Here is a 24187-nt window from a genome sequence, read left to right as displayed (position 1 = left end):
GGCCGGAGGGCGGGACCAAGGGCTAAAAACGCAACGGCTGCGCCTTCACCTAACTACGGTGTCATGATGACCGGAAGTGCATTTTCATCTCAAATTTTGCGCGGCCCAGGTCGGACGTATTCGCCCAATCTCGATCTTGACGGAAAGCAAAATTTTACGCGACATGTCTTCATAGACCGGGATGGCAGCATAAAAGAAGTCGTTAGGCTGAATGTCCTTGACGATCGACATCGAGAAGAGATTGTAGCATTTCAATTCGCACGCCAGTATGCCGAAATTCACTATCGAGACCAGTCAGAACAACCTCAATTTTACATAGTGGGACGAGACTGCCCGTGGGATTTCGAGTATGTGATGCATGATGGCACCACGTTCTTCCTCGAAATCTGCCGGATGGCTGATAGAGGTCTACTGAAGGCGATACGTGCGGAGAACGAATTTGCCACGCTGATGGGCAAAGGGACAGTACGCGGGTACGAAGTGCTCAAGTTAGAAAAGAGCTTCCCCGGAAGCGTACCGAAACACATCCTCGAAGAAATTGGGGGCAAAGCGGGAAAGCAGAAGCTCTTTACATTGCATGAGGAGCAGAACTCCGGGCCTAGGCTTTTCATGCGACCTCCTATCAATCCGCACCTTGATCTTGAAGCCGGGATTAGGAACGCAATCCAAAAAAAGGCGGCTAAACGACACACCGGGAAAGATCGCACGATCCTAGTGATCGACAATTTGACGACGCATAGCGAACCGGATGAAATGTTTGATGCTGCTGCGAAACTAAGCGACTTCTTAGAGGCAGTACCGTTTCCGTCGATATGGATTTACACGGGATACTACAGTGACAACAATGGTTTCGACTGCGAGTATTCCCTAACGCCGATCAAATTGACGGACGCAGAGTGGCAGCATTTTGGCCGTTCTGAAGCCACTTCTCCTTCTGCCGATTGATAGTCACCCCTGCCGCGCTCCGGCTCGCTGAAGCATGCGTGCTGCTTCCCCCAGCACCTGCCCCTGTGAGCGCCGGAAGCCGTCCTTCGGCTGATTGGCCTTCAATGCCCGGTCCACATGGTCCGCGATTTGATGCGCAAGGTGCGCGTCCTGTCGGGCATTGCCGGAACCCGCAACATTGATGCTGAGGTTCGGCGCATAGGTGTTAGCGAAGCTGTTCCTGCCGACGATGCCGCCCGTGGCGAAGGCGGGAGCCTTGCCACTGTTGATGGCTTCAAGCGCGGGCAGGTATTTCCGCGTGGCCTTTGCGTTCACCACATACTCGCCATCGGACAGCATGGCCGGGATGCTGTCAGACGTGCCCGTTCCCCGTCCCCGGACGCGCCCGCCTTCGGCCAAACCCAACAGCCCGCCTAGCAGCGCCCCGAACAGCCCGCCGCCGCCTCCACCGCCGCCGATGCTGGCAAGCGGCCCTTGCCCCAGCAAGAGCGCCTGAAGCGCCATCTTCAGCAGTTGGGAGCCGAGATTGGCAAGGGCCTCTTCCGCCGTCATGGAGCCGGTGAGGATGCCATGCAGGGCGTCCACGGCGGTTTGCCCAAACATCTGCGAAAGTTCCGCCGCCTGTTCCTGCGTCTCTGCAAAGCGCATCGTGGCGGCTTCGGCGGACGCCATGCCTTGGGCGAGCGATTGGATTTCCTGCCGCTGTTGGGGCGATAGCTGAATGCCCGCCTGCATGGCCTGATTGAGCATGTCCTGTTCGGCACGGAATGCTGCCGCCGCCTGTCCGGTCATGGACAACGCTTGCCGTTCCTGCTGCTGGGCGGTGGCGTATTCCTTCGCCCCCATGATGATGCGGGAATAGGCTGAGGCTTGTTCTTCGGCCTGCTGGCGGGCGGCGTCCGCCTGCTGCTGTTGGGCGTCCTGATTGGCCTGCATGCCCGGATCGACGGCGGGAGCCTGAAGCGAATTGCCGTCATAGGCGCGGCGAATGGTGGCGTCGTCTATGCGGCGAAGCCCTTCCCATTCGTTCCGAAGCCCTCCCACGTCATTGCCGCGACGGCGCAAGAGCTGCTGCGCAAGCCGGTCCTGCAATTCGGGAGAGAAGGTTTCGGAGCCGGACAAGCCCATTTCGTTGCGAAGCCCGCGAAGGGTCTTCTGAACGATCTGGTATCGCCCCAGCGCCGACGAATTGAACGTGTTGTCCGGGTGCTGAAGCATGGACGATTGCAGGGCGTCGATTTCGTCCAGCGTCATGCCGACAAGGTTCTTGGCTCCCCCGGAGAACGCGCCATAGCCAAGCGTCTCGTTATAGCCGCGTCCCTTATCAGTCCCTTCGGCAAAGCCGATCAGGTCGAGCATGCCCTTGTCGGCGGCTGAATGTGCATCCTTGCTGGCGAGCGCCCCCAGCGCCTTGTCCCGAAGGACATTGGCTTGCTGAACTTCGCCTATCGTCCGGGCCTTCTGGAGGGCGGCGCGATAGGTGCTGTCAATCTTCGCCCTGGCGTCCAGCGTGGCGAGTTGTTCCGCCAGTTCGGGGATTTCCCCTTTCAAGGCGCGGATGGCGTCGGCATAGCTGTTCAGGCCGCTTGCCGCGCCGCCCGTGGCGGTGCTGGTATCCTGAATGGCCGAATTGAGCTTGCCGACTTCCGGGGCGGCTTCCTTGGCCGCGTCGGCGGCGTCCGATGAGCGTTCCCCCAGCACCTTCAAGATGCGCTGTTCGGTTTCGTGGAGTTCGGCGCTTTCCCGTTCAAGGTGCTCTATCTGCTTGTCGTATGCACCGCCGAACAACGCCCCGCCGATGGTGCTGTCTTTGTCGCCGCGAAGCTTCAGGATTTGGTTTTCGATGTCGAGGCGGCGCTTGCCTATATCGGCAAGTTCATTGCCGAGCGTGCGCGTCTGCTGTGCCTCGATTGCGTTGAAGCCATCGAACCATTCGAGCAGCGCCCCCGTCGCCTCCACGATGGAGCCTTTCAGGCGGGTGCTGATCGTTCGGGAAATCAGGTTGAACTTGCGGTCGATTTCATCGGCGCGGGCAATCACGTCATCGGACAGGACAAGGCCGAACTCGTTGGCCTCTTGGATCATCTTGCGGATGCCCGCCGCGCCCTTGTCCAGAAGCTCCACGAAGCGTTCGCCAGCGGAGCCGCCGAACAGTTCGTCGGACACGCGGATTTGCGCCGCCTTGTCCAGTTGTTCCATCCTGCCGATGATCTCGACAAGCAGGGCGGACGGGTCTTTCAGCTTGGTCTTCAGTTCTTCGGCGGTAAAGCCGAGACGCTGGAAACTTTCGGCTGCTGGCCCGCCTCCGGTGGCAATGAATTCGTCAGCGCGAAGCTGAAGTTCCTTCATGCCATCCGCCAGCGTGTCCACGCCTATGCGGGACTGCTCCGCGACATAGGAGAGTTCCTGAAACGCCTTGTTCGTCAGTCCCGCCATCTTGGCGTTGCTGCCGATCAGCGCCACGCTGTTCGCCACGTCGCGGATGCTGCCCGCAATCTGCTGAAGCCCGCCGACTGTCAGCCCGCCAAGGATGCCTCCCGCGAACCCCGTGCCGAAAGTCTTCAGCGCGGCCCCTGCGCGGGACGCGGCCCCGCCAAGCGATCTTTCCAGCACGTCGCCGGAACGCTTCGCCCGCTTCTCTATACGGTCGAAGTTGTCGTTAGCGGTCTTGCCTGCCTTCTGGAAATTGCGCTCGAAATCGCGGATGCGCGCTTCAAGGCTGACAACAAGCTGTTCTGTTTCACGGGCCACGGCTCACCTCACCACACAAGCAGCCCTTCGGCCCGCTCGTCACTGTCATAGATTGATCGTGTGTCTTCGCCGGTAGAGGCGCGGGCGACGGCCATGGCGGCGGCAACGGCCCCGTCTATGCGGTCGCGGCTTTTGCCCTTGTGGAATGCCTTGTTCCCGGCTTTATCCGTCTCCACGGCGATGTTGTCGAAGTTCCAGCGAAGAACCGGATGCCCGCCATGGCGGAAGCGTCCGCCGACAATCGCCCTTTCTAGTTCTTTGATGGCCGGTGCCATCGTCACCCAGCCTTGCCGCATCTCCACGGCGGGATAGCCATCCTCCCGAAGCGTGTTCATCATGTTGCGGGCAAGATGCGGATCGAAGGCGATTTCCCGCACGTCGAAGCGGTCGCAAAGGTCACGGATCGTGTCTTCCACCGCGCGGAAGTCCACCACATTGCCGGGCGTCGGTTCAATAAAGCCCTGTTCCGCCCATAGCGGATAGGGAACCCCGTCCCGCTCCGCACGGCGGTGGAGATTGTCTCGCGGGCAGAAGAACCATGCCCAAACCCGATAACCGTCTTCCCCGTCACGCCAGCAAGCGACAATGACAGTGAGGTCCGAATTGCTGGACAGGTCCACCGCCAGCCAACAGGGCTCGTCTTCCATGTCGGCAAGTTCGAAGGGTTCGGCTCCTTCGTCATAGACAGCCATATCAAGGAATGGGTCGGACGAATGGTCCAGCCACACATTGAGGTGGAGTTGCCGGAATGCCTCCCGATCGGCTGGGCGCTGCGATGCTTCACGGGCAAGCTGGCGAAGCGCGGCAAGATCGGGATAGCCATGCTTCAGGCCGGGGTTCACGGCCTGCCATACGGCTTCGTCCTGCCAGTCGGCATCGCGTGGCGTCTCGAACAGGACGGGCAGCGTGGACGGGTCGTCAATCTCCCCACGCGCCACCTTGCGGGCATAGTCGATAATGTCGAAGGCGATGTTCTCTTGCCCGCGTCCCGCCGTGGTGATGACGACAAGCAGGGATCCCGGAACCTTCACCAATCCAGTGCGGATCACGTCCCAAAGCTCACGCTTCTTCCATGCGTGGAGTTCGTCCACCAAGGCGAAGACGGGCGTCCTACCGTGCTGGGTTCCGGCGTCATTGGACAGGGCTTCAAGGGTGCATCCGTCCGGGAAGCTGATCCGGTTCTTGTACTCCTGAAGCTTGATATGATTGGCGGCGTCGAAGCGGCGGCTGGCCTGCCCCTTCCGCCACATGTGCCCCCCGGCCTCTATGATGCCCTCGCATTCGCGGAAGCCGATCTTGGCTTGCTTCTGATCGGCGGCGGCCATGATGGTTTCGCCACCGGGGACACGTTCCGGCCCGATGGTGTGCAAGAGAGAAAGCGCCGCGCCGAGCGAGGTCTTCCGGTTGCCACGGGGCAGCAGCATCACGACATTGCGGATGATACGGCGTCCCTGATCGTCGCACGGGCCATAGATGCGGCGGACGATTTCTTCCTGCCACGGGTCAAGCTGAAACGCCTTATCCGGCATCCGTGACTTCGGGTGTTTCAGGTCGCGGAGGAAATCAACCGCCCGTTGCCCATACCCGAACGGGTCGGCAACGTCCGGGAACGGGTTCAGTGCAATTGATTGCACGGGCTTTTTCTTGATGATGACGGGCATCCCTATTGCCCCGTCGCGAGGCAGCGGAGTTCCAAGCCTTCGCGCCTGCCGAGTTCCTTCACTTCCTTCAGGTCGAAGGTGCGCCCGGCATGGGTCACGCGGTCGGCAAGAGTGATGCCGTCCAGATAGCGGATGCGGAAGATGACGGCGCTTTCAGTCGCTGTGCCGAAGGATCGTATGAATTCTTCCGCTGTCCCCTGAATGAGTTGCGCCCGAATGGTGGCGAGGATCGCCCAGCCTTCAGCCGGCGTGCCGTAGTCGTCCACGGTGGTCGTGGCCCGCTCAATCGTGATGATCCGGTCAAGTTTGCCCGCCCGCATCACGCCAGCTCCACAAGACGGGCTTCAAGGGACATGACGGCGTGCGAATGGATGCCGTCCGGGTCGCGTAGAAAGCGGGTGCTGGCGATGCGTAGGTCCGCGATACGGAAATGGTCCAGCGTCAACGGACCATCATTCAGCGCGTCCCTGATTGCGCCCGCTATCTGCTTGCTCCCGGCAAGCCCAACTTCTTTCCGCCAGATATGCAAGTCTGCGAAGGCTTGATGCCGGTGGCGGGCAAGACCTTCATCGGGGAGCGTCTGGCCTTCGCCAATGATGATGGCGTTGTCCAGTTCGGGGCGGGCATTGCGGTCCAGTATCGACGTTGCCGGAACCAGCGCCGTTACGGCGGACGTAGCCACAAGCCGGTTGCGCAAAGACTTCTGAAGGTCAAGGGAGGGTTCCACTGTTACGCCTCCCGCACGGCCTTCTTGACGGCCCGCTTGATCCGGTTGGCGATCTTCTTCCGGGACAGCCGGAATGCGGGCCAGAAGAACGGTTGGGCGGCGGCATGGGCGGTTCCGTATTCGACAAGATGCGGGTAACGGACATCCGTGTTGCCCGCTGTCACAAGCACTTTGTTTTCCGCCGCGATACGAGAACCGCCCGGCTGCGAATAGGGCGGCGTCGATTGGCCGGGGCGCGTTGCGGTGATGCTGTCCTTCAGCGCCCCGGTGTCTTCCGGTGCCAGCGCCTTCATGCGCTGGGCCAGCTCATTACCCGACTGAACCAAGGCGGGCTGAACGGCCTTGCGCACCGCCTTCGGGATGGCGTTCAGGCGGCTGAGCCTTTGGGTTTGGACGCTCATGTCAGAAGCACCATTCCCGATAGGGTGCCATGAGGTCGAAGAGACCGGGGGACACGTCGCTCATGGTCACGCCGACAAGCGTGGCTTCCCGGTTCTCATAAAGATGCGCGACAAGCTGGCGGACAGCTTCCTTCAGCGGTTCGGGTGTGCCGTCCGGGAAGGCGACAGCGTCGTCCAGCGGTGAGCCGATGAACTTGGCAATCCAAGCTTCGGCGGCGGCGATCTTGTCGCCAATCAGCGCGTCGTCATCGTCAATGGTGATGTTCGCATGCGCCTTGATGTCCGCAACAGTGATGACTGTCATGGCGCATTCCCCCGGCTGTCGGATTGCAAATCGCCCGGAACGCTCCCCGCGCCGGTCCCCGAGGGAGTGTGGAAAGTTGCTTCATACCCCCCGGTACGGACGAAGGCTGTAATGCGGCGGATTATGCGGCGGTTGTGGTTGTAGACTGTGCGCTGATCGGCAGTCATGACGGGTTCGGTTAGCGCCCGTTCAAGCGGCCACTTCCATTCGCCTATGCGGTCGCGGAGCGTGGCGGCTTTAATTCCGACTTCATCGGCCCATTGCGGGAGCGTCAGGGTCTTGCCGGCGAAGGTGTAGGTTCTGACGCGCTTGGTCATCGCCGTTCCTCTCGCTGCTTGCCGCTCGAATGACAGGGGGTGCACAGGGGTTGCCAGTTGGACCGGGACCAGAATAGGCGCCTGTCTCCCTTGTGCGGGGTGACGTGATCCACGACGGTTGCGGGCGACGGGCAGCGGACGCAACGGGGATGCGCCTTCAGATAGGCCGCACGTTCCTTATCCCACTTGCTGTCATAGCCGCGTTGGCGGGCGCTGGGTCGCTGCTGATCGAAACGGGCCTTGCGCTCCCGGTCTGCGGCAATCATGTGCTGGCAACGCTCCCCGCTGGACAGGACGCATCCGCATGCTCGAATGGAAGGGGCGCGTATCGGCATGTCATGCCGCTTTCTTCCGGTGAACCTTGGTCGTACCGAAGGAACCGAACGCGATCTTGAACTTATCGTCCAGGCTAAGCGGGGATGGCTTATCGTCGGGTTCTTCCGAACTGCCGAAGATCGCCTTCAGCATGTCCAGCCTGCCGCGATAGGCTTCCAAGATTTCGGCTGGGGTGGCGTCAAGCGCCGTTTCAGGCGTCCAGCCAAGCCATCCCGTGCCTATGCGGTAGAGGTTCGCCTGATACTCCTTGAACGGGATGTCCCTTGGCTTCCTCCCCTGCCGCGTTGCGTCGGCATGTGGCCTGTCTTCGGGGTCTATCCCGGCAAGCGCCATCACATATTGCAGCAGCGGTTCCTTCAGCCTGTCCAACTCGTCTAGGACGCGGCTTTCCAAGAACGGCATGTCCGTGTGATCGCCTATGATGTCGCATGCGGCGGACAGGCTCCCGTCTATGATCTCGCGGGCAAGGCCGGAGAAGGAACCGGGGCGGCGTTCAAGGCGGATGGCATGACGCAACGCGGGGACAAGCACGACGGCTTCCCCCGCGATGGTGATGGTGATTTCATCCGCCAGCCGCATGGCTTACGCCGTCACGGCAAGCGTGTATGCGGCTTCGGCCTCGCCGCTGCCCGTATAGGTCGCGGTGATGGTGAAGTTGGCATTCTCCACCGCCGTTGGCGTCCCGCTGATAGCGCCGGTCGCGGCGTTCAGCGTAAGCCCTGCCGGCAGCGCCCCCGCCGTCACCGCATAGGAGACGGTGCCAAGTCCACCGGATGCCGCTATGGTCTGGTTATAGGCGGTGTTCTGTGTCGCGCCGGGCAGCGCGCCCGCCGCTGGCAAGAATGCCACCACAACGGCGGACGGGATTTCCAGAATGGCCCCGTCGATGCCGAGACTGAACGTCGTCTTCGTAATGTCATCCGCCGTGCCGAACTGATTGCGGGCGGACATGACGGGAGCGCGGAAATAGAAGACCGTGTTTTCCCCGGTTGGCGTCGGCTTGTCGTTCAGCTCCACCTTGAACGCATAGGGAAGCCATTCTTCCACGGCGGCGCGGGCCTTGGTCTGGCCGGGGTCAAGCGGGTCGCGCCCGACGATCAGGGCGACGGTGCCGCTGTCAATCGAGCCTTTGCGGCGGCGGGTGTGACTGTCGGCAAGGGAAATGAAAGTGACTTCCGTGCCTTCGGCTCCCCACTCGCCAAGGTCTTCGACTTCCTTGATTTCGGTCCAGTCTTCGGCCTCAAACTCGGCCAACAGGGCGATGGTGGCGTTGGGATTGCCGATGAAGACCTTGGCCTTCGCGGTCGTGTTGATGGTCATTGCAGTTGCCTTTCAAAATGGGAGAAAGGCGGCGGGAGCGTCCGCCGCCAATGACGCTTAGGCGGCGGGCATCTTCAAGCCGATCAGGGCTTGCGGCTGGATCAGCTTGCCGCCAACGCGGCGGCGTCCATGGAACCGCACCTGTCCGTTCGCGGCGCGGGTAAAATTGTCGCGAAGGACGGACATGTTGATGCGGTCAAGGATGCGGAAGCCGCGATCCCAATCGCCAAACACGGCAACGATGGCGTTGGCGGCCACGTCGCCCAAGGCGGGAACCTCCACCACGGGCTTGCCCAAGAATGTCGGCGGCTGATCGGCGGCGATGCTGTCGGACCACAGGTAATCGCCGTTCGTATTCTTGAGCTTGCGTACTTCCTTGATGACGCCCCGGTTCATTCCCCACGCGCCACGGCGGCTGTAAGTGGTCTTGACGCCATAGAACAGGTCAATCAGTTCATCGCCGTCTATGTCGATGGCGGCGGCGTCCACGGTCTGGAAATCGGGGTCGTTCAGCAGCCCCAGCGTTTCGCCCGTGCCCGTGCCGGTGAAGAACAGGTTGCCCTCTTTCTCGCCGAAGGCTTCGGCAAGGTCGGCGCGGATTTCGGCTTCCATGTCGAAGCCGCTATCCTCGATCATCTGGTTCGAAATGTCCGTGTGCTCCCGGATTTCGAAGATCGGGATGTCCCATTCGCCATAGGTGCTTTCGCTGCCCGTCGTTGCGGCCCCTTCAGCGACGATGCCAGCCGTGGGCTTGGTGAGGCGGCGGGGCAGCTTGGCGCTTGAACCGGTCGCATTGGTAATGCGGGCAAGCTGCCGCATCGGGCTGAACTCGGTGATGTCCCGGACGATTTCCCTGATGAAATGCTCCGGGACCAAAGCGCCATCGTCTGACGTGTTCAGCGCACGGATTTCATCGGCCCGGAAGCGTTCGGTTCCGTGATGGCGAAGATAGTGATCGAAGGCGCGGCGTTCCGCATCCCGGTCATCGCGCCTTTCCGTGCCGCCCGTGCCGGGACGGTTCAACCGGGTTTCGATGCCCGCGATGCGTTCGGTGATGCCCCGGAGTTCGGTTGTCAGACGCGTGTCCAATTGGGTGCGGAACTGTTCCGAAGCGGTGCGGAGTTCTTCGACGCCCTGAACGGCGGCGGCAAGCGGATCGTCATCACGGGTTTCAATCGGCTCCGCGCTGCGGGTCTCGATTTTGGCATGGCGGGTCATTTCAACTTCTCCAATGAGCGCGAGGCCTTGCGGCAGGCTGCGACAAAGGCCGCTGCGCTCGCGCGGCCTGTTTCGACTTGATGGACGCGGACTGAGGTCACGCCTGAACCGGGGACGGATGGCAGCGCGACGAAGGACACTTCGACAAGTTCGGCTCGCGTGATGTGGCGGATGCCCCCGGCGCGGGCTTCGTCCTTCAGGCGGCGGAAGCCGATAGACAGGCCAGATATGTCGCCTTCGATCAGCATGGCGCGCACTTCCCGCGCCCGCTGAACGTCGAGGTTCAGTTTGCCGCGCACCTTCAGCCCGTCCGCTTCCATGGTGACGGCGCGGACGCTGCCGACAACCTCATTGCGGTCGTGGCTCCAAAGCAGCGGCAGGCGCTTGCCATCCCATGCGAAGGCGCGGCGGTCGAAGGTCGTGCGGTAGCTGTCCAGCACGTCGAAGCGGACAGCCAAGCCCTCAATCGTGCCGTCATCGGCGGGCGGCGCGAACCGGACTTCGCATTCCAGAAGATCGGGGGTCATTCTGCGGCCTCCCGATGTTCGCCGGGAAGGTCGTTTGCAATTGATTGCACGGAACCGAACATGACTGTTTCGATGATCGGCAGGGCCAAGCCGTAAAGCTCCATCACTGGAGCCGGGGCGGCGTATGCGGCGACCAGGCTGGCGGCGATTTCCGGGCGCTCCCCGCCGCCGATCAGTCCAAGGCGCACGACTTCCAAAAGCTCTTGGTGGCGGAAGTCGCCGTTGAAGAACCTGCGGGACAATCCGCCGATGCCCGCGCCGGCCTTGCGTTCAAGCTCGACAATGAGTTCGGGGGTGAGCCGGAAGTTGCGTTCCGCGTCCCCAAAGAACTGGCGGTGTGCGGACGCTTCAGGCATTGCCACCTCCCGCCGTCGTGTTCGGGTTCAGGAAGGTGTCCCCGCCCGCATAAGCGGCGCGGTTCTCCATCGCCCGGACTTCGTTCGGGTTCAGGACGCGGGCGGCGATCAGCTTGCCGTAAGCATCGGCGCGGGCGGCAAGATCGGCCCGCAACAGGTCGTCCGCTAGGAACTCGGCATAGAACCGGGCGCGGTCTTCCGGGGCGATCAGCTTCAGCCGGATTTCGCCCTCCCATGCCTTGATCCAGCGCATCAATGTGAAGCGAAGGAAGGTCGCGCCCATTTCGGCGGCGTTGCCCCATGTCGCCCGTCCAAGCTCGAATACGAGGTGCGGGGGTACGCGAAACACTCGGCAGATTTCGAGGATGGAATGCTGCCAAAGCTGCTGGAACTGGCTGTCTACGGAATTGAGGGTGAGCGCCTGAAACTCTCCGCCTTCCTCCAAGACGGCGGTTCCGCCTGAGTTCTCGCCAGCATGGGCAGCTTGCCATGACTGCTTGATCCGCTTCGCCGTCTCGGCTCCCAGCCGCTGAGGGAATTTCAGCAGGCCGGACGGACGGCCTCCACGCCCAAACAGGCGGGCGGCATGGCGTTCCATGACGATGGCGAGCGCGATGGCTTCCCGGCATTGCGTCACCGGGCTTGCCCCGCTTATGCCGTCGATTGAAGGGGCAGCGATATGCAGCACGTCCCGCCGATCAAGGAACCGCTGCTGTGAGCCCTCGCTGAGGCGATAGAGGGGTTCGGACGTGATGCGGTCAAGCTCCACCGTCACCGCTTCCGGGCGAAGCCGGATCAACTCACGGGGCTGACCTTCCTGCCGATTGACGAACGCGAAGCCGTTGCCGTGTAGCAGGGCGTCACGGGTGACTTGCTCTCGAAACAGGCTCGCGGGCGTCCAGTCATTCGCCTGATCGTGGAGGACGGCATAGGCCGGATGATCCGGGGCGCGTTCGCGGGCATCGCCTTCCCGTTCATAGACGTGGAGTGGAAGCCCGCCGATGCCCTCGCTGATCGCCTCCACGGCGGCGCGGACGGCTGTGCAGCGCATGGCGGTGGCGGGAGAGACTGCAACGCCCGACAAGGCCGGGGTCGCGCCGAACAGGTCCAGCAGCCATTCGGCAGGATCGGCAAGCGAACGGACTTCATCGGCTTGTGCAATTGATTGCACTGCCAATCCGGTCTTTCGGTCGCGGAAGAAGTGGAACATGCGCACCTGCAAGCGTTGGATTTGCTTGCGGGTGCGCCCCGCTCTATCGACACTCTAAGGCAAACCGGAGGGATGCAGGTCGATTAAGCGCCGCCATCCTACAAAGCGCGGGAGCAGCGGTCAAACCGGACTTGGTGCAGAATGCGTCCCAGCGGAAGGGGGGACTACAGGGGGGATGGCTCCCCGGAAGGGGATAAGGAGCGAAGCGACTTGTCTTCCCCGAACATGGTTCGGAAAATGCACTCCGAGCCTGTTTGCGAAAACAGGCCGGAACGGAATGGATGTTTACATCCCGGATAAAGATGCTCGAATGAACGAAGTGAATGAGAGTGTCTTAGTGTAATCGACTAGCCAATGGACTAGCCAACAGACTAGCCAATCTGGACCGCCGAGATTGGCTAGTCGGAACCCCCTGTCAGTCTTCTGGTTTGGGCTTCACCACGAACGTCCCGCCGAACGTCTTTTCAGGCTTTTCGACCTTTGGTTTCCCAGCCGCCGCCTTGCCGTTCACGGGGGCAGACAAGCCAAGGCGCTTCCAATCTTCCGCCTTGGCGTTCGTGACGGAAAGAGCCAAGGGCGTCGGACGGATGAAGGATTTGACCGCCGTGCCATTGTGCCGGTGCAAGGCGCGCTCGATAAGTCCGGCTTCCTCTATCCGGTCGAGGCGATGCTTCAACGTCGATACGGCAGCAACGCCAGCGACCTTGCACCATTCATCATGCGTGTATGCCGCCCACTGGCCTTTGCTGTCGCGGGCGGTCGCGGTGGAGCCGCCCCACCGTCGCACGATCATGCCGAACAGCTTCGCGGGACCGGGGAACTGCGCACACCATCCGGCGAAGTCCGCCTTGGTCTCGATTTCGTGGACGATCTCTTTCGGCTTGCGTTCCTTCTTCGGCTTGTCGGCTGCGATGTAGGTTTTGAGTTTCGCCTTAGCGGCGGGATTTTGCAGGTGGTTCATCCTTTGCCCCACTTGATGGAGTGCGCCTTGCGGCGGGGACGAACGGTGCTATCGTGTTGACGGTCCTCTACAGACCTTGCACCGTCCAAACGGTGTGAAAGCCCCGGAGCGGAACCGGGGGCTTTCGTGCTTCAAGGGCTGAGAAAGAGGTTAGCAGTCGGGGGAAATTCGCTTTTGCTTTCAATGAGCGGGTTTGGCGGGGTTAGCCACAATATGCCATTGAAATCCCTCGAAAATGGCGCTCCTGCCGGGATCGCCATTAACCCACGGGTCCGTTCCGGACGCATGGGTTCCATTTATTCCAGAGACATAGGTAACACTTTGCCCGAACGCGCGGCTCATGCCGAATTCGGCTATCGCAGCTGGCCCTGCGTTCAGGCAAAGCCAGCGGGCGAGAACTTGAACCGCCTCCTGCGACAACAGAGCTCTATTCGGCAGCAATTGCTGTTTGCATTTCCGGTTCATCCGTCGAGCCGGATGGCTCCTCTTGAACGTCGTCTGCTGTTGGTTTGATCCGGAACCACGCGGCATAGAGCGCGGGAAGGAAGAGCAGGATCAGCACCGTGCCGACCGCCGTGCCGCCGATCAGCGTATAGGCCATCGATCCCCAGAAAACGGAGCTCGTGAGAGGAATGAAGGCCAGAACGGCGGCAAGTGCGGTCAGGACCACGGGCCTTGTGCGTTGCACCGTGGCTTCGATGACGGCGTGATAGTCGTCGAGGCCGGCAGCACGGTTCTCCTTGATCTGTTCGGTCAAGATGAGCGTGTTGCGCATCAAAATGCCGGCCAGTCCTATCATTCCCAGAATAGCGTTGAATCCGAAGGGCTGGTTGAAGGCGAGCAACATCGGCACGACGCCTACGAGGCCGAGCGGCGCCGTCAGCATGACCATGGCCATCGTGGAGAAGGATCGCACCTGCAGCATGATGACGATCAGCATGGCGGCGATCATGGCCGGGAAGACTTTACCCAGCGCGGTGTTGGCTTTTTCAGCCTCCTCGATCGATCCACCCAGTTCAATGCGATAGCCGGCCGGAAGGGATGCGATCAGCGGCTGAAGGGCCTTCATGATCTCCTTGGAAACTTCTGGAGGCTGGGTCGCCTCGTTGATATCCGAGCGGATCGTGATGACCGGTGTGCGATCGCGGCGCTTCAGGATCGGCTCTTCCAGACGGACTTCCGAATGGCCGATCTGGTCGAGCGGAATCTGCCGGCCGTCCCGGCTTATCAACGAGAAATCCGCCAGACGTGCCGGATCCAGCCGCTCGCCGCCGGCGCTGCGTGCAACGATGGGGACATTGCGGATGTCCTCACGGACCTGCGTAACGGGAATGCCGGTGAGGAGGAATTGCAGTTGCTGGGCCACCTCGGCCGGCGAGAGGCCGATGAGGTTCAGCCGATCCTGATCCGGGATGAAGCGAAGTACGGGCGTGCGATTGCCCCAATCGCGGTTGGCCTGCCGTACGTCCGGGACGCCTCGCATGATGTCGAGGGCCTTCTCGGAAATACCGTACAATTGTGCGGGATCAGGTCCCATGACCCGAAACTCGACCGGGAACGGCGTGTAGGGTCCGAACACAAGCTGAGTGACGCGCACATAGGCCTCAGGTGCAAGCCCCTGTGAAACCGCCTCCCGGAGCCGGTGCTTCAAGGCCTCGCGCGCCGCCGCGTCCGGTGTCAGCACGACGATCTTGGCGAAGGCGGGATCAGGCAGTTCCGGCGCCATTGCGAAGAAGAAGCGGGGCGCGCCCTGACCGACATAGCTCGTGACGATCTCAGCCTCGGGCTGTTCGTCCAGCCAGTTTTCGAGCTTCTCGACTGTGGCGGTCGTCGTCTCGATGCTGGTGCCTTCCGGCAGGCGAACCTCCACCAGCACTTCCGGGCGGTCGGATGTCGGGAAGAACTGCTGTTTGAGGGAGCCCATGCCGACAACGGAAAGCGCGAAGGCGATGCCGACGATAGCGCTGGTTACGAACTTGTGGCGCACGGCAAAGGTGATGAGCCGTCGCAGACGCCGATAGTTCGGTGTGTCGTAGATCGCGTGGTGACCGCCCTCGACCGGTTTGATCTCAGGCAGCATCTTGACGCCAAGATAAGGCGTGAAGATCACCGCGACGATCCAGGAGACGATAAGGGCGAATCCCACGACCCAGAAGATGTTGCCGGCGTATTCGCCGGCCGTCGAGCGCGCGAAGCCCACCGGCAGGAACCCGGCGATCGTCACGAGTGTTCCGGACAGCATCGGCGCCGCGGTGTGGCTCCACGCATAGGCCGCGGCCTTGATGCGGTCCATGCCCTCTTCCATCTTCACCACCATGACCTCGATGGCGATGATGGCGTCGTCGACGAGAAGACCGAGCGCCAGGATGAGGGCGCCGAGCGTGATGCGGTCGAAGAACCGGCCGGTTTCCAGCATGATGAGGAACACGACGGCAAGCGTCAGGGGGACAGCAGCCGCCACGACAATGCCGACGCGCCAGCCTAGGCTGAGCAGGCTCACCAGCAGCACCACTCCGAGCGCCATCGCGAACTTCATCATGAATTCGTCAACTGCATGCGTGATGTTGATGGCCTGATCAGTCACCTTGTCGAGCGTCATTCCGAGGGGCAGTGTCTGCGCGATTTCCGCAGTCCTGTCCTCCAGCGCCTTGCCGAGCGCGAGACCGTCCCAGCCCTCCTGCATAACGGCTGCGAGCATGATGGTGGGCTCACCCTGGCGTCGGATAAGGTAGGTCGGAGGATCCTCGTAGCCGCGGCGGACGTCGGCGATGTCAGAGAGCTTCAGGGTCCGCCCCGCAGTGACGATCGGTGTGTCGGCAATCGCCTGGACACTGTCATAAGCGCCGTCGACCCGGATGAAGACCTGCGGTCCCTGGATGTCGATCGAGCCGGCCGGTGTGACGGTGTTCTGCCGCTGCAAGGCGGCAATGATATCCTGCGCCGAGACGCCGAGGGTCGCCAGTTTGGCGTAGGAGAACTCGACGAATATCTGCTCGGGCCGCTCGCCGAGGATGTTGATCTTCTTGACGCCTGATACGTGCAGGAGGTCCTGGCGGATCGCCTCGGCCTGCCTGGCCAACTCACGCATCGGCATGCCCTTCGCCTTGAGAGCATAAAGGGCAAAGCTCACGTCCGAATATTCGTCGTTGACGAAGGGGCCGAAGACACCGGACGGCAGGTTGCGGGCTTCATCCCCGAGCTTCTTGCGGGCCTGGTAGAACTCCTCCTGCACCACATAAGGCGGTGTGCTGTCCTTCAGCGTGACCGTCATATAGGCGTAACCCGGCCGCGTGGTCGTCTCAACCCGGTCATACCAGGTCAGCTCCTGAAGCCGCTTCTCCAATGGCTCGGCGACGAGGTCCTGCATCTCGCGCGCCGTCGCGCCCGGCCATACGGTCGTGACCGTCAGGGTCTTGATGGTGAAGTTGGGGTCCTCCGCCCGCCCGAGCATGACGAACGCGTAGGCGCCGGCGGCCACCAGCAGGAGAATGAAGAACAGGGTGACGGCGCGTTCGCGAACGGCGATCGCGGAAAGATTGAGGTTCATCGGTTGGCTATCCTATTTCCTCGGCATTCGTCGTCCCGACGCTCGCGCCGTCCTGCAGAAGTTGGTGCCGAGTGAACTGCGCTTATCCGAAGGCGTGGGCCTCCAACTGCGCGCTCCGCTAGCTTACAATTGTTCGGCGGCAGCCTCTTCGAGGCCAGCTGCCGCTTGGGCGGCAAGAGCATGGGCCGCTGCTTGTGAATCTTGAAATTCCTCGAGTGCATAGACCCTGCCCCACCGCAGGGTGAACACATGGAGACCACGGTTGACGTACGACGCGTCGCCGTTGAGCAGCGTTGCGGTGCCGTCCCACTGGGCAAACACGGTAGTATGCCACGGCCAGCCCTTCACCCAGACGTTGTTGACCTTGATATGGAGATTGGGCAGGACGCGGCCGAGGCGCTCAAACCAGCGGCGCAGGGCTTCTTTGCCGTGGCGCTCACCACCAAGCGCGTGGGCGCCGGAAACGCGGTGATGGACGTGCGGCGCGACTGCTTTCACCGCCTCGTCCCAGCGATGGTTGTTGACGTGGTCGAAGGTCTTTCGGATTTCTTTCTCGACGATGGAACTGTATAGCATTGGACCTCTCCAACGGTGATTGCGGAAAGATTGAAGCTCAGTTGGCCCTGCTTTGAGACGCAGTCCTGACGCGAGCGCCCTCCTGCAGAAGATGGGCCCCGAGCGAAACAATCGGATCGCCAGAGTTCAGTCCGGAGATCACGGCGGTTTCGCTGGTCACACGGACAAGCTTGACGGGCTGAAAGCGCACGGTCGAGGTGGCGCTGTCCAAAGCCCAGACGCCGGTCTTCTCGCCGTCATCGAGCACGGCTCCCAGCGGCACCTGGACTTCCGGCTGGCTCGCCTGGCTTGCAAGCCGAATGGTTACCGTGGCGCCAAGCGGTGCCGCCGCGGCCTCACCGTCAAGCACATAGCGGGCCTCAAAGGTACGGGTCTGGGCATCGGCGGAGTCCGACAGCTGCCGGAGATGTGCCGTATAGCGACGCCCATCTCCCCCATACACGCTGGCCTCGGCCACCGAGCCGATCGCCGGCCGGATCGTTTCGGGAAGCGCGACCACCGCTTCGCGGGGGCCTGCCTGGGCGATCCGGACCACCGGCTGGCCGGCAGAGACGACCTGCCCCGGCTCGCCAAGCGCTTCGACCACCGTTCCACCCGCGTCCGCTACCAGGACAGCATAGGTCGCCTCATTCTCGGCGACCCGTGCTTCGGCTTCGGCGGCGGCGAGTTGCGCCTCGGCTGTATCCAATGCAGCCTTCGCCTGCTCGTAGCGCTGTCGGGCGACCCATCCATCTTTGAGCAAACTGGCGTATCGCCGTTCATCCGGTTCTGTCTGAGCGACTATTGCACGCGCTGCGGCAACGGCGTTGCGCTTGGCCGTGAGTGCGAGGCGAAGGTCGGTGTCGTCGATCCGCATCAGCGGCTGGCCGGCTTTGACCTCCTGTCCGACATCCACGAACCGTTCCACGATCTTTCCGGGGACGCGGAAACCGAGATTGCTCTCCACCCTCGCTCCGATGATGCCCGTGAAGCCGCGTTCGGCCCCGGTCACCCGCGCTGCCGTCACCAGTCTGACGATCGGCGCCTCCTGCCTCGGGTCGCTCACGGCAGAGGCTCCCTGCGTGGGAATGGCAAGTGTGACGAATGCAGCCGTCCCTGAGACTGCGGTCAGGAATGCTCCCAGCACAAGAACGGGTCTCTTTTTCACGCTCGTCGCCTCATGTCAAAATAGATTGCGTTCGCACTCTATATAGCGTATAGATTACGAATGCAATCTAAAAAAGGAAATTGATGATGCGTGTAAGTCGCATGCAGGCTGCGGAAAACCGCGAAACCGTAATCAATGTGGCAAGCCGGCTTTTTCGGGAGCACGGCTTTGACGGCATCGGCCTCAAGGATCTGATGAAGGGCGCCGGGCTGACCCAAGGCGCCTTTTACAAGCAGTTCGCGTCAAAGGAGGACCTGGCAGCGCAGGCGTCCAGGCGGGCGATGGAGAGCGCCACCCACCGATGGTCGGCCGCGACCGCGGAAAAATCCGAGGATCCGCTTGGCGCGGTGATCGCATTCTACCTCAGCATGGACCATCGCGGAGAAAGGATGGACGGCTGCCCGATCGTGGCGCTCGGCTCGGACGCAGCCAGGCAAGGCAGCGACGTGAAAGCGTCGTTCGAAGCGGGGATCAGGGAGTATCTCGGAATCCTCGGCCGGTTGACTGCCGCGACCGACGGCAAGGAGACCGATGACAAGGCCATGGCCGTTCTCTCGACGATGGTCGGTGCGGTGATTCTATCGCGCGTCGTCAATGACCCCGACCTCGCCCAGGCCTTTCTGGATGCGGCGAGAAAACAGGTTCGCGCAGCCGTCGCCGCTTGAACGGCTTGGGCAGCGCTGACGGCGCAGCCGAACTGATAGGAGAATAGATGCGACGGATTGTTGTTACGGGCATGGGAGCGGTCACGCCCCTTGCTGCAGATATCGAAGCGTCTTGGTCGCGCCTCCTGGCCGGTCGCTCGGGTATCCGGAGGCTTTCGGACGATGTGGTGGGAGACCTGCCGGCGAAAGTCGGCGGAGTGGTCCCCTCCCTGGAAGAAGACCCCGAAGCTGGGTTTGATCCGAATTCCGTCTTTGCGCCGAAGGACCAGCGCAAGGTAGACCGCTTCATCCTCTTCGGGCTCGCGGCTGCACACGAGGCGCTTGCTCAGGCGGACTGGAGACCCCTCTCGGAAGCGGATCGCTTGCGCACGGCCACGATCATCGCCTCGGGCATCGGCGGCTTCCCCGCCATAACCGAGGCGGTGCGCACGGTCGACCGGCGCGGCGTCCGCCGTCTGTCGCCTTTTACGGTGCCGTCCTTCCTGGTGAACCTCGCGGCAGGCCAGATCTCGATCCGCCACGGCTTCAAAGGTCCGCTCGGTGCACCGGTGACGGCCTGTGCAGCCGGCATCCAGGCGATCGGCGACGCGGCTCGTCTTATCCGCGCCAACGAGGCCGACATCGCCGTGTGCGGTGGCACGGAAGCGTGCATGAACATCGTCAGCCTCGGCGGGTTTGCCGCGGCACGCTCCCTTTCGACATCCTTCAATCATCGTCCTGATGAAGCTTCCCGACCTTTCGACATGTCACGGGACGGCTTCGTCATGGGTGAGGGAGCCGGTGTCCTGGTAATCGAGGAATTGGACCACGCGCTTGCGCGAGGTGCAAAGCCGCTCGCCGAGCTCGTCGGCTACGGCACGACCGCGGACGCTCACCACGTCACCTCAGGACCGGAGGACGGCGACGGCGCGCGCCGGGCCATGGAGATAGCAATCGCTCAGGCAGGAATTTCGCCGCGCGACGTCAGCCACCTCAACGCGCATGCGACTTCCACGCCGGTCGGAGATCTGGGCGAGATGGAAGCGATCAAGAGGCTGTTCGGGCGCGATTTCGCGATTGCTGTCAGCGCGACGAAATCGGCGACCGGACACCTGCTTGGCGCCGCCGGCGGGCTCGGAGCCATCTTCGCGATTCTGGCGCTCAGGGATCAGGTGGCGCCGCCGACACTCAATCTGAGCGCTCCCGATACGGCCGGCGACGGAATCGACTTCGTCGCAAACCGGGCTCGGCCAATGGCGATGGAATACGCGATCTCCAATGGCTTTGGCTTCGGAGGAGTCAATGCCAGCGCGCTATTCCGGCGCTGGACGGACGAACTGGCCGGCGCGAGCACCGGAGCGTCCCGTGACTGAAATCTTGCCTCTGACCTAGCAATCCGGCGCATGCGATCACGACTCCCGTCTGATCCCCTGCCGGAGGCGGGCATTGTCGTGTGCTTCCTGCTTCCGTGGCAGGCGTGCATTCCCCCGGTTGCCTCCAGCCAGGCTTGGGCGCATGCTGCTCCATCTGGCGCGCCGTGGTTTCCTCCGCTTTTGGGGTCCCGCCGCCAGGCATGGTATTGGTGTTGCGACAACAGATGGGGGTGTATGCATTGAGTCAGAGCTTTTTGGAGCGCGCCTACTGGGGTATCCGAAGGCGCATTCGGGCACTCTTCGGAATCGAAGAGCGGCTGAAGCGGAAGTGGGCGAAGATGGCGGAAGACGAGGAACTGCGTCTCCAGCGCCTGAAGGAAAGCAATTCTCCCGAAAGTGACCGCGCCCAATGACTTGCATAGATCTTGGTAGGCCCGCGTGCGGCCTCAAGACGTGCTGAGCTACGCCACTGCCGGGATTGAATAGTCGAAAGCGACGCGGTTGCGGCCGAGCCGCTTGGCTTCATAGAGGCAGCGGTCCGCCTGGCGCAGCACGTCGGCGACTTTCGCAGAGCGATCCATCACCGCACCGCCGATGCTGACGGTGAGGCCAGGCGCCTCCGAAGCATCCGGATTCCAGGGGATGCACTGCACTTGCCGTCGAATGAGGTCGGCCATCTGCATGGCTTCCTCGAGGCTGACCGAGACCAGCAATATTCCGAACTCCTCGCCGCCGATCCTGCCGACGACGTCCTTCCGGCGCACCGCATATTGCAGCGCCTTCGCGATCTTCATCAGCGCCTCGTCACCCTTGGGATGGCCGTAGCGGTCATTGATGCGCTTGAAATGGTCGGCATCGACGATCAGCACGACGTGGCTGTCGTTGCGCTCGCGGTGCTGTTCGAGCTGATGCAGAAAGCCTTCACGGTTGAGCAGGCCTGTCATGTGGTCATGGCGGGCGATAAAGGCGAGGCGCTCGTGCGCCTTGTTGAGGTCCAGATGCGCCTTCTCCAGTCTACCATGCGCAGCCTGGAGGTTTTCGGCCTGCGAGAAAACATACCAGCCGATCGGCGTTCCGATGACGATCGGAATGACCAGGCATTCGATCCAGCTCAGCCAATCGATCGGCATGCCGGCAGCCCACCGGACGGAAAATGAAATGGCATAGGTCGACGCCACCGCAATAGCGATGACGATCGAAAGCCTCCCCACGATGCGTTTCGTCCGCTGGTCCATGCGCGGATATTGCGCGCGCGGCGTGAAATACCGTTTATCGAATTGCCTAAATTTTTAGCCGCTGCGTCGAACGGCGCTATTTGCGATTGTGCAGCTTCTATATCTCGAATTCGGCCTGGCCGCGGTCGATAGCGTCGATTGCATCGGCGGCAAGGCTGCGCGTGATGCGCGTCTTGTGCTCAAGGGCCGCGCGGTCCAGCCGGTCGACGATGCGTATGGCCGTCGCCAGCGAGCGCTCGATGCGCCGTACCAGGAACTGCACCACATTGGGATCGACCTCGATCTGCCGGTCGGCGAACAGCTTGGTGATGACGCCTGCCAGAAGCAGATCGTCCGGCTCGTGGATTTCTACCGTTGCTGCGGCTTTGAGCCGCGAGATAAGGTCGGGGAGCGCCACGCCCCAGGCCGCGGGAAACCGCCGCGCGGTAAGCAGCACATGTGTGCCGGCCGCCCGCGCCGCATTGATCAGATGGAACAGTCCCTGCTCGTCGAGGCCGCCGAGGTCCGCGTCGTCGATCAGTGCCGGCCGGCCGGTTTCGAGTGCGGCGGCGTCCGTTTCGATCCGTGCCGGATCTAGCACCGCCGCGCCGGTCCCTTCGCGCCAGATCGAAGCCAGATGCGATTTGCCCGAGCCGGCCGGACCGGCCAGCACGACCACAGTCGCCGGCCAGTCCGGCCAGCGGTCGATCAGCGCCACGGCCTGCCTGTTGGCGTCCGAAACCACGAGGTCGTCGCGCGAATAGCCCGTGGAATGGCCGAGATCGAGCGGCAGTTGGCGCGGTTTTTCAGGCGCGCGCATCGCCGTCACGTTCACCGGCGCCACCCGCCGGCTTGGTCTGCCGGACGGCCTTGGCCTTCACTGGTTCTTCGACATGGCCCTTGTAGAGCGGCGATTCGAGATAGCGCGAGATGGCGAAGCGAACCAGCACCGCCACCGCCGCCGCCGCCGGCACCGCGATCAGCAAGCCGACGAAGCCGAACAGCGCGCCGAACGCGAACAGCGCAAACATAAGCCAGACGGGATGCAGCCCGACGCTTTTCCCGACAAGGCGCGGCTGCAGGATGTTGCCCTCGATAAACTGGCCGGCGAAGAAAACGCCGGCCACCGCGAGCACCATGGTCCAGTCCGGCCAGAACTGCACGACCGCGAGACCGACCGAAAGCACCAGCCCGACCAGCGAGCCCACATAGGGGATGAAACTGATCAGCCCGGCAAAGAGGCCGATGAGGATGCCGAAGTTCAAGCCGGTGAGCGTCAGCCCGAAAGCGTACATGGCGCCGAGGATCAGGCAGAGCGTGCCCTGCCCGCGAACGAAACCCGCCGTCGCGGTATTGATGTCGGTGGCGAGTTGGCGGACCGTTTCGACATGGTCGCGCGGCACCCAGCCGTCGACGGTCGCCACCATGCGGTCCCAGTCGAGCAGCATGTAGAACGCCACGACCGGGGTGACGATGAACAGGCCGGCAATGCTGAATATGGCGACGCCTGAGCTCCAGATAGACTGAAACACAGTGGTGACGAGGCCCATGCCCGACGTCAGCAGCGAATTCAGGCCCTCCTGCAGGCTGCCCGCATCCAGTCCGAATCTCTGTTCCAACCAGTTCGGATCATAAGAGGTGACCAATGCCTGGAAGCGGCTCAGATATTCCGGCAGCCTGACGATGAAATCGGAAAGCTGGGAGGCGAGCACCGGGATCAGTATCACCAGTGCGAGCACCAGCACGATAAGGAAGGCGATCAGGATCAGGATCGTCGCCATCACCCGCGACAGGCCGAGCCGCTCGAGCCGGTCGGCGACCGGGTCAAGGAAATAGGCGAGCACCATGCCGGCCACGAAAGGCAGCAGGATGTCGCTGAACAGATAGATGAATACCGCGAGGATGACGGCGGTGGTGGTCCAGAACAGGATCTGCCGGCGGAACGCGGCGGCGGCGGCGTCCTGCAGCGTCACGTCAACTGTCTGGAGTCTTGCTTTCGCCATAGCCGCTCATATGCCTCAGCCAGGCAACGAGATAGGCTGCGGCCGAAGCCACGGTCAAGAGCCCGGACAGGAATATCAGGCCCGTGCGGAGCGGGCCGAAAAGCGTTTCGAAGGCAAGTTCGGCAAGCACCACAGCTGCAAGCACGATCTGGATGAGCGTGTTGGCCTTGGAAACCATCAGCGGTTTCATGGCCACCGGCCTGCCCATGATCGTCGACAGAAGCACGGCGCATACTATGAGCGCGTCGCGCGAGACGGCGGCGATCACCAGCCACAGAGGCAGTTCGCCCATAAAGCCCAGCACGACGAAAACGCTGACCAGCAGCAGCTTGTCGGCCATTGGGTCCATATACGCGCCAAGTTCGGAGCGTTGGTTGAAGTGCCGGGCGACGAAGCCGTCGACACCGTCCGAAATGCCCGCAATCAGGAAGCCGGCGAAGGCCCAATCCATGTGGCCGGCCAAAAGCGCATAGACAACGCCCGGCACCAGCACAAAGCGCAGGATCGTGATCATGTTGGCGACGGTCACATCATCTCCATATTCAGATCGCCCCTTCCGATACATGGTCAAAACGAGCATCGGCCTCAAGGTGCGGGCGCGCAAGTCCTGTTTGCAGGCTGCCTGCTCGCCGAACCTGCCCGGCATCCG

The 24187-nt window shown here is 62.3% G+C and carries 26 protein-coding genes; 4 read left to right on the top strand and 22 right to left on the bottom strand.

What is annotated here, in order from left to right; genetic code table 11:
* Positions 1-66 precede the first annotated feature (66 nt).
* Positions 67-945: a hypothetical protein gene (locus ABVK50_RS08595; RefSeq protein WP_353641961.1), complete on the top strand. Its 879-nt coding sequence runs from the start codon at positions 67-69 to the stop codon at positions 943-945.
* A 3-nt stretch (positions 946-948) separates the two neighbouring features.
* Here the strand turns inward: ABVK50_RS08595 and ABVK50_RS08590 are convergent, their stop codons facing one another.
* From ABVK50_RS08590 to ABVK50_RS08505, 18 genes are all read right to left on the bottom strand, one after another.
* The gene (locus ABVK50_RS08590; protein ID WP_353641962.1) at positions 949-3696 is read right to left on the bottom strand and encodes a phage tail tape measure protein; all 2748 of its coding nucleotides are present in this window, start codon (positions 3694-3696) and stop codon (positions 949-951) included.
* A gap of 8 nt (positions 3697-3704) precedes the next feature.
* Positions 3705-5357 carry a terminase TerL endonuclease subunit gene (locus tag ABVK50_RS08585; protein ID WP_353641963.1) on the bottom strand — a complete coding sequence of 551 codons (1653 nt, stop codon included), beginning with the start codon at positions 5355-5357 and terminating at the stop codon, positions 3705-3707.
* A 2-nt stretch (positions 5358-5359) separates the two neighbouring features.
* Positions 5360-5677, bottom strand: a complete 318-nt coding sequence (locus ABVK50_RS08580; RefSeq protein WP_353641964.1) for a phage head closure protein — start codon at positions 5675-5677, stop codon at positions 5360-5362.
* Entirely contained in the window at positions 5677-6084 is a 408-nt protein-coding gene (locus ABVK50_RS08575) for a DUF3168 domain-containing protein (protein WP_353641965.1), read from the bottom strand. The genes ABVK50_RS08580 and ABVK50_RS08575 overlap by 1 nt, the downstream gene beginning before the upstream one ends.
* Positions 6085-6086: 2 nt before the next feature.
* The gene (locus ABVK50_RS08570) at positions 6087-6485 is read right to left on the bottom strand and encodes an HK97-gp10 family putative phage morphogenesis protein (RefSeq protein ID WP_353641966.1); all 399 of its coding nucleotides are present in this window, start codon (positions 6483-6485) and stop codon (positions 6087-6089) included.
* 1 nt (position 6486) lies between these two features.
* Positions 6487-6789, bottom strand: a complete 303-nt coding sequence (locus ABVK50_RS08565; protein ID WP_353641967.1) for a head-tail connector protein — start codon at positions 6787-6789, stop codon at positions 6487-6489.
* On the bottom strand, positions 6786-7106 hold the full coding sequence (locus ABVK50_RS08560) for a hypothetical protein (protein WP_353641968.1): 321 nt from the start codon (positions 7104-7106) through the stop codon (positions 6786-6788). Before ABVK50_RS08560 ends, ABVK50_RS08565 begins: the two co-directional genes overlap by 4 nt.
* On the bottom strand, positions 7103-7372 hold the full coding sequence (locus ABVK50_RS08555; protein ID WP_353647022.1) for an HNH endonuclease signature motif containing protein: 270 nt from the start codon (positions 7370-7372) through the stop codon (positions 7103-7105). Before ABVK50_RS08555 ends, ABVK50_RS08560 begins: the two co-directional genes overlap by 4 nt.
* Before the next feature lie 70 nt (positions 7373-7442).
* Positions 7443-8021 (bottom strand): hypothetical protein, encoded by a 579-nt coding sequence (locus tag ABVK50_RS08550; protein ID WP_353641970.1) that lies wholly within the window; start codon positions 8019-8021, stop codon positions 7443-7445.
* Positions 8022-8024: 3 nt separating this feature from the next.
* Positions 8025-8762 carry an Ig domain-containing protein gene (locus tag ABVK50_RS08545; RefSeq protein ID WP_353641971.1) on the bottom strand — a complete coding sequence of 246 codons (738 nt, stop codon included), beginning with the start codon at positions 8760-8762 and terminating at the stop codon, positions 8025-8027.
* A 57-nt stretch (positions 8763-8819) separates the two neighbouring features.
* On the bottom strand, positions 8820-9980 hold the full coding sequence (locus ABVK50_RS08540; protein ID WP_353641972.1) for a phage major capsid protein: 1161 nt from the start codon (positions 9978-9980) through the stop codon (positions 8820-8822).
* Positions 9977-10507 (bottom strand): HK97 family phage prohead protease, encoded by a 531-nt coding sequence (locus tag ABVK50_RS08535; protein ID WP_353641973.1) that lies wholly within the window; start codon positions 10505-10507, stop codon positions 9977-9979. Before ABVK50_RS08535 ends, ABVK50_RS08540 begins: the two co-directional genes overlap by 4 nt.
* Complete coding sequence (locus ABVK50_RS08530) at positions 10504-10863, bottom strand: gene transfer agent family protein (RefSeq protein WP_353641974.1); 360 nt, start codon at positions 10861-10863, stop codon at positions 10504-10506. Before ABVK50_RS08530 ends, ABVK50_RS08535 begins: the two co-directional genes overlap by 4 nt.
* Positions 10856-12073, bottom strand: a complete 1218-nt coding sequence (locus ABVK50_RS08525) for a phage portal protein (protein WP_353641975.1) — start codon at positions 12071-12073, stop codon at positions 10856-10858. Before ABVK50_RS08525 ends, ABVK50_RS08530 begins: the two co-directional genes overlap by 8 nt.
* A gap of 415 nt (positions 12074-12488) precedes the next feature.
* A complete protein-coding gene (locus ABVK50_RS08520; protein WP_353641976.1) occupies positions 12489-13034 on the bottom strand; it encodes a hypothetical protein in 546 nt (181 codons plus the stop codon).
* A gap of 427 nt (positions 13035-13461) precedes the next feature.
* Positions 13462-16581 carry an efflux RND transporter permease subunit gene (locus tag ABVK50_RS08515; protein WP_353641977.1) on the bottom strand — a complete coding sequence of 1040 codons (3120 nt, stop codon included), beginning with the start codon at positions 16579-16581 and terminating at the stop codon, positions 13462-13464.
* 123 nt (positions 16582-16704) lie between these two features.
* Positions 16705-17157 carry a nuclear transport factor 2 family protein gene (locus tag ABVK50_RS08510; protein WP_353641978.1) on the bottom strand — a complete coding sequence of 151 codons (453 nt, stop codon included), beginning with the start codon at positions 17155-17157 and terminating at the stop codon, positions 16705-16707.
* Positions 17158-17194: 37 nt separating this feature from the next.
* On the bottom strand, positions 17195-18304 hold the full coding sequence (locus ABVK50_RS08505) for an efflux RND transporter periplasmic adaptor subunit (protein ID WP_353641979.1): 1110 nt from the start codon (positions 18302-18304) through the stop codon (positions 17195-17197).
* Positions 18305-18390: 86 nt separating this feature from the next.
* Between ABVK50_RS08505 and ABVK50_RS08500 the strand changes: the two genes are divergently transcribed.
* The 3 genes from ABVK50_RS08500 (at position 18391) to ABVK50_RS08490 (ending at position 20734) form a co-directional block, all read left to right on the top strand.
* Positions 18391-18969, top strand: a complete 579-nt coding sequence (locus ABVK50_RS08500; protein WP_353641980.1) for a TetR/AcrR family transcriptional regulator — start codon at positions 18391-18393, stop codon at positions 18967-18969.
* A 47-nt stretch (positions 18970-19016) separates the two neighbouring features.
* The gene (gene fabF, locus ABVK50_RS08495) at positions 19017-20321 is read left to right on the top strand and encodes a beta-ketoacyl-ACP synthase II (RefSeq protein ID WP_353641981.1); all 1305 of its coding nucleotides are present in this window, start codon (positions 19017-19019) and stop codon (positions 20319-20321) included.
* Between the two features lie 200 nt (positions 20322-20521).
* A complete protein-coding gene (locus tag ABVK50_RS08490) occupies positions 20522-20734 on the top strand; it encodes a hypothetical protein (RefSeq protein WP_353641982.1) in 213 nt (70 codons plus the stop codon).
* Between the two features lie 48 nt (positions 20735-20782).
* On the opposite strand, the gene ABVK50_RS08485 is transcribed toward ABVK50_RS08490, so the two are convergent.
* The 4 genes from ABVK50_RS08485 to ABVK50_RS08470 form a co-directional block, all read right to left on the bottom strand.
* The gene (locus ABVK50_RS08485) at positions 20783-21556 is read right to left on the bottom strand and encodes a GGDEF domain-containing protein (protein ID WP_353641983.1); all 774 of its coding nucleotides are present in this window, start codon (positions 21554-21556) and stop codon (positions 20783-20785) included.
* A gap of 97 nt (positions 21557-21653) precedes the next feature.
* Positions 21654-22355 carry a DnaA regulatory inactivator HdaA gene (gene hdaA, locus ABVK50_RS08480; protein WP_353645974.1) on the bottom strand — a complete coding sequence of 234 codons (702 nt, stop codon included), beginning with the start codon at positions 22353-22355 and terminating at the stop codon, positions 21654-21656.
* Positions 22342-23538, bottom strand: a complete 1197-nt coding sequence (locus tag ABVK50_RS08475) for an AI-2E family transporter (protein ID WP_353641984.1) — start codon at positions 23536-23538, stop codon at positions 22342-22344. Before ABVK50_RS08475 ends, hdaA begins: the two co-directional genes overlap by 14 nt.
* Entirely contained in the window at positions 23510-24067 is a 558-nt protein-coding gene (locus ABVK50_RS08470) for a CDP-alcohol phosphatidyltransferase family protein (protein WP_353645975.1), read from the bottom strand. Before ABVK50_RS08470 ends, ABVK50_RS08475 begins: the two co-directional genes overlap by 29 nt.
* Positions 24068-24187: the final 120 nt, after the last annotated feature.

The organism is Mesorhizobium sp. WSM2240 (assembly GCF_040438645.1).
Taxonomy (GTDB): Bacteria; Pseudomonadota; Alphaproteobacteria; order Rhizobiales; family Rhizobiaceae; genus Allomesorhizobium.
Note: the sequence above shows the minus strand (reverse complement) of the source record. Positions and strands in the feature narration are given on the sequence as shown.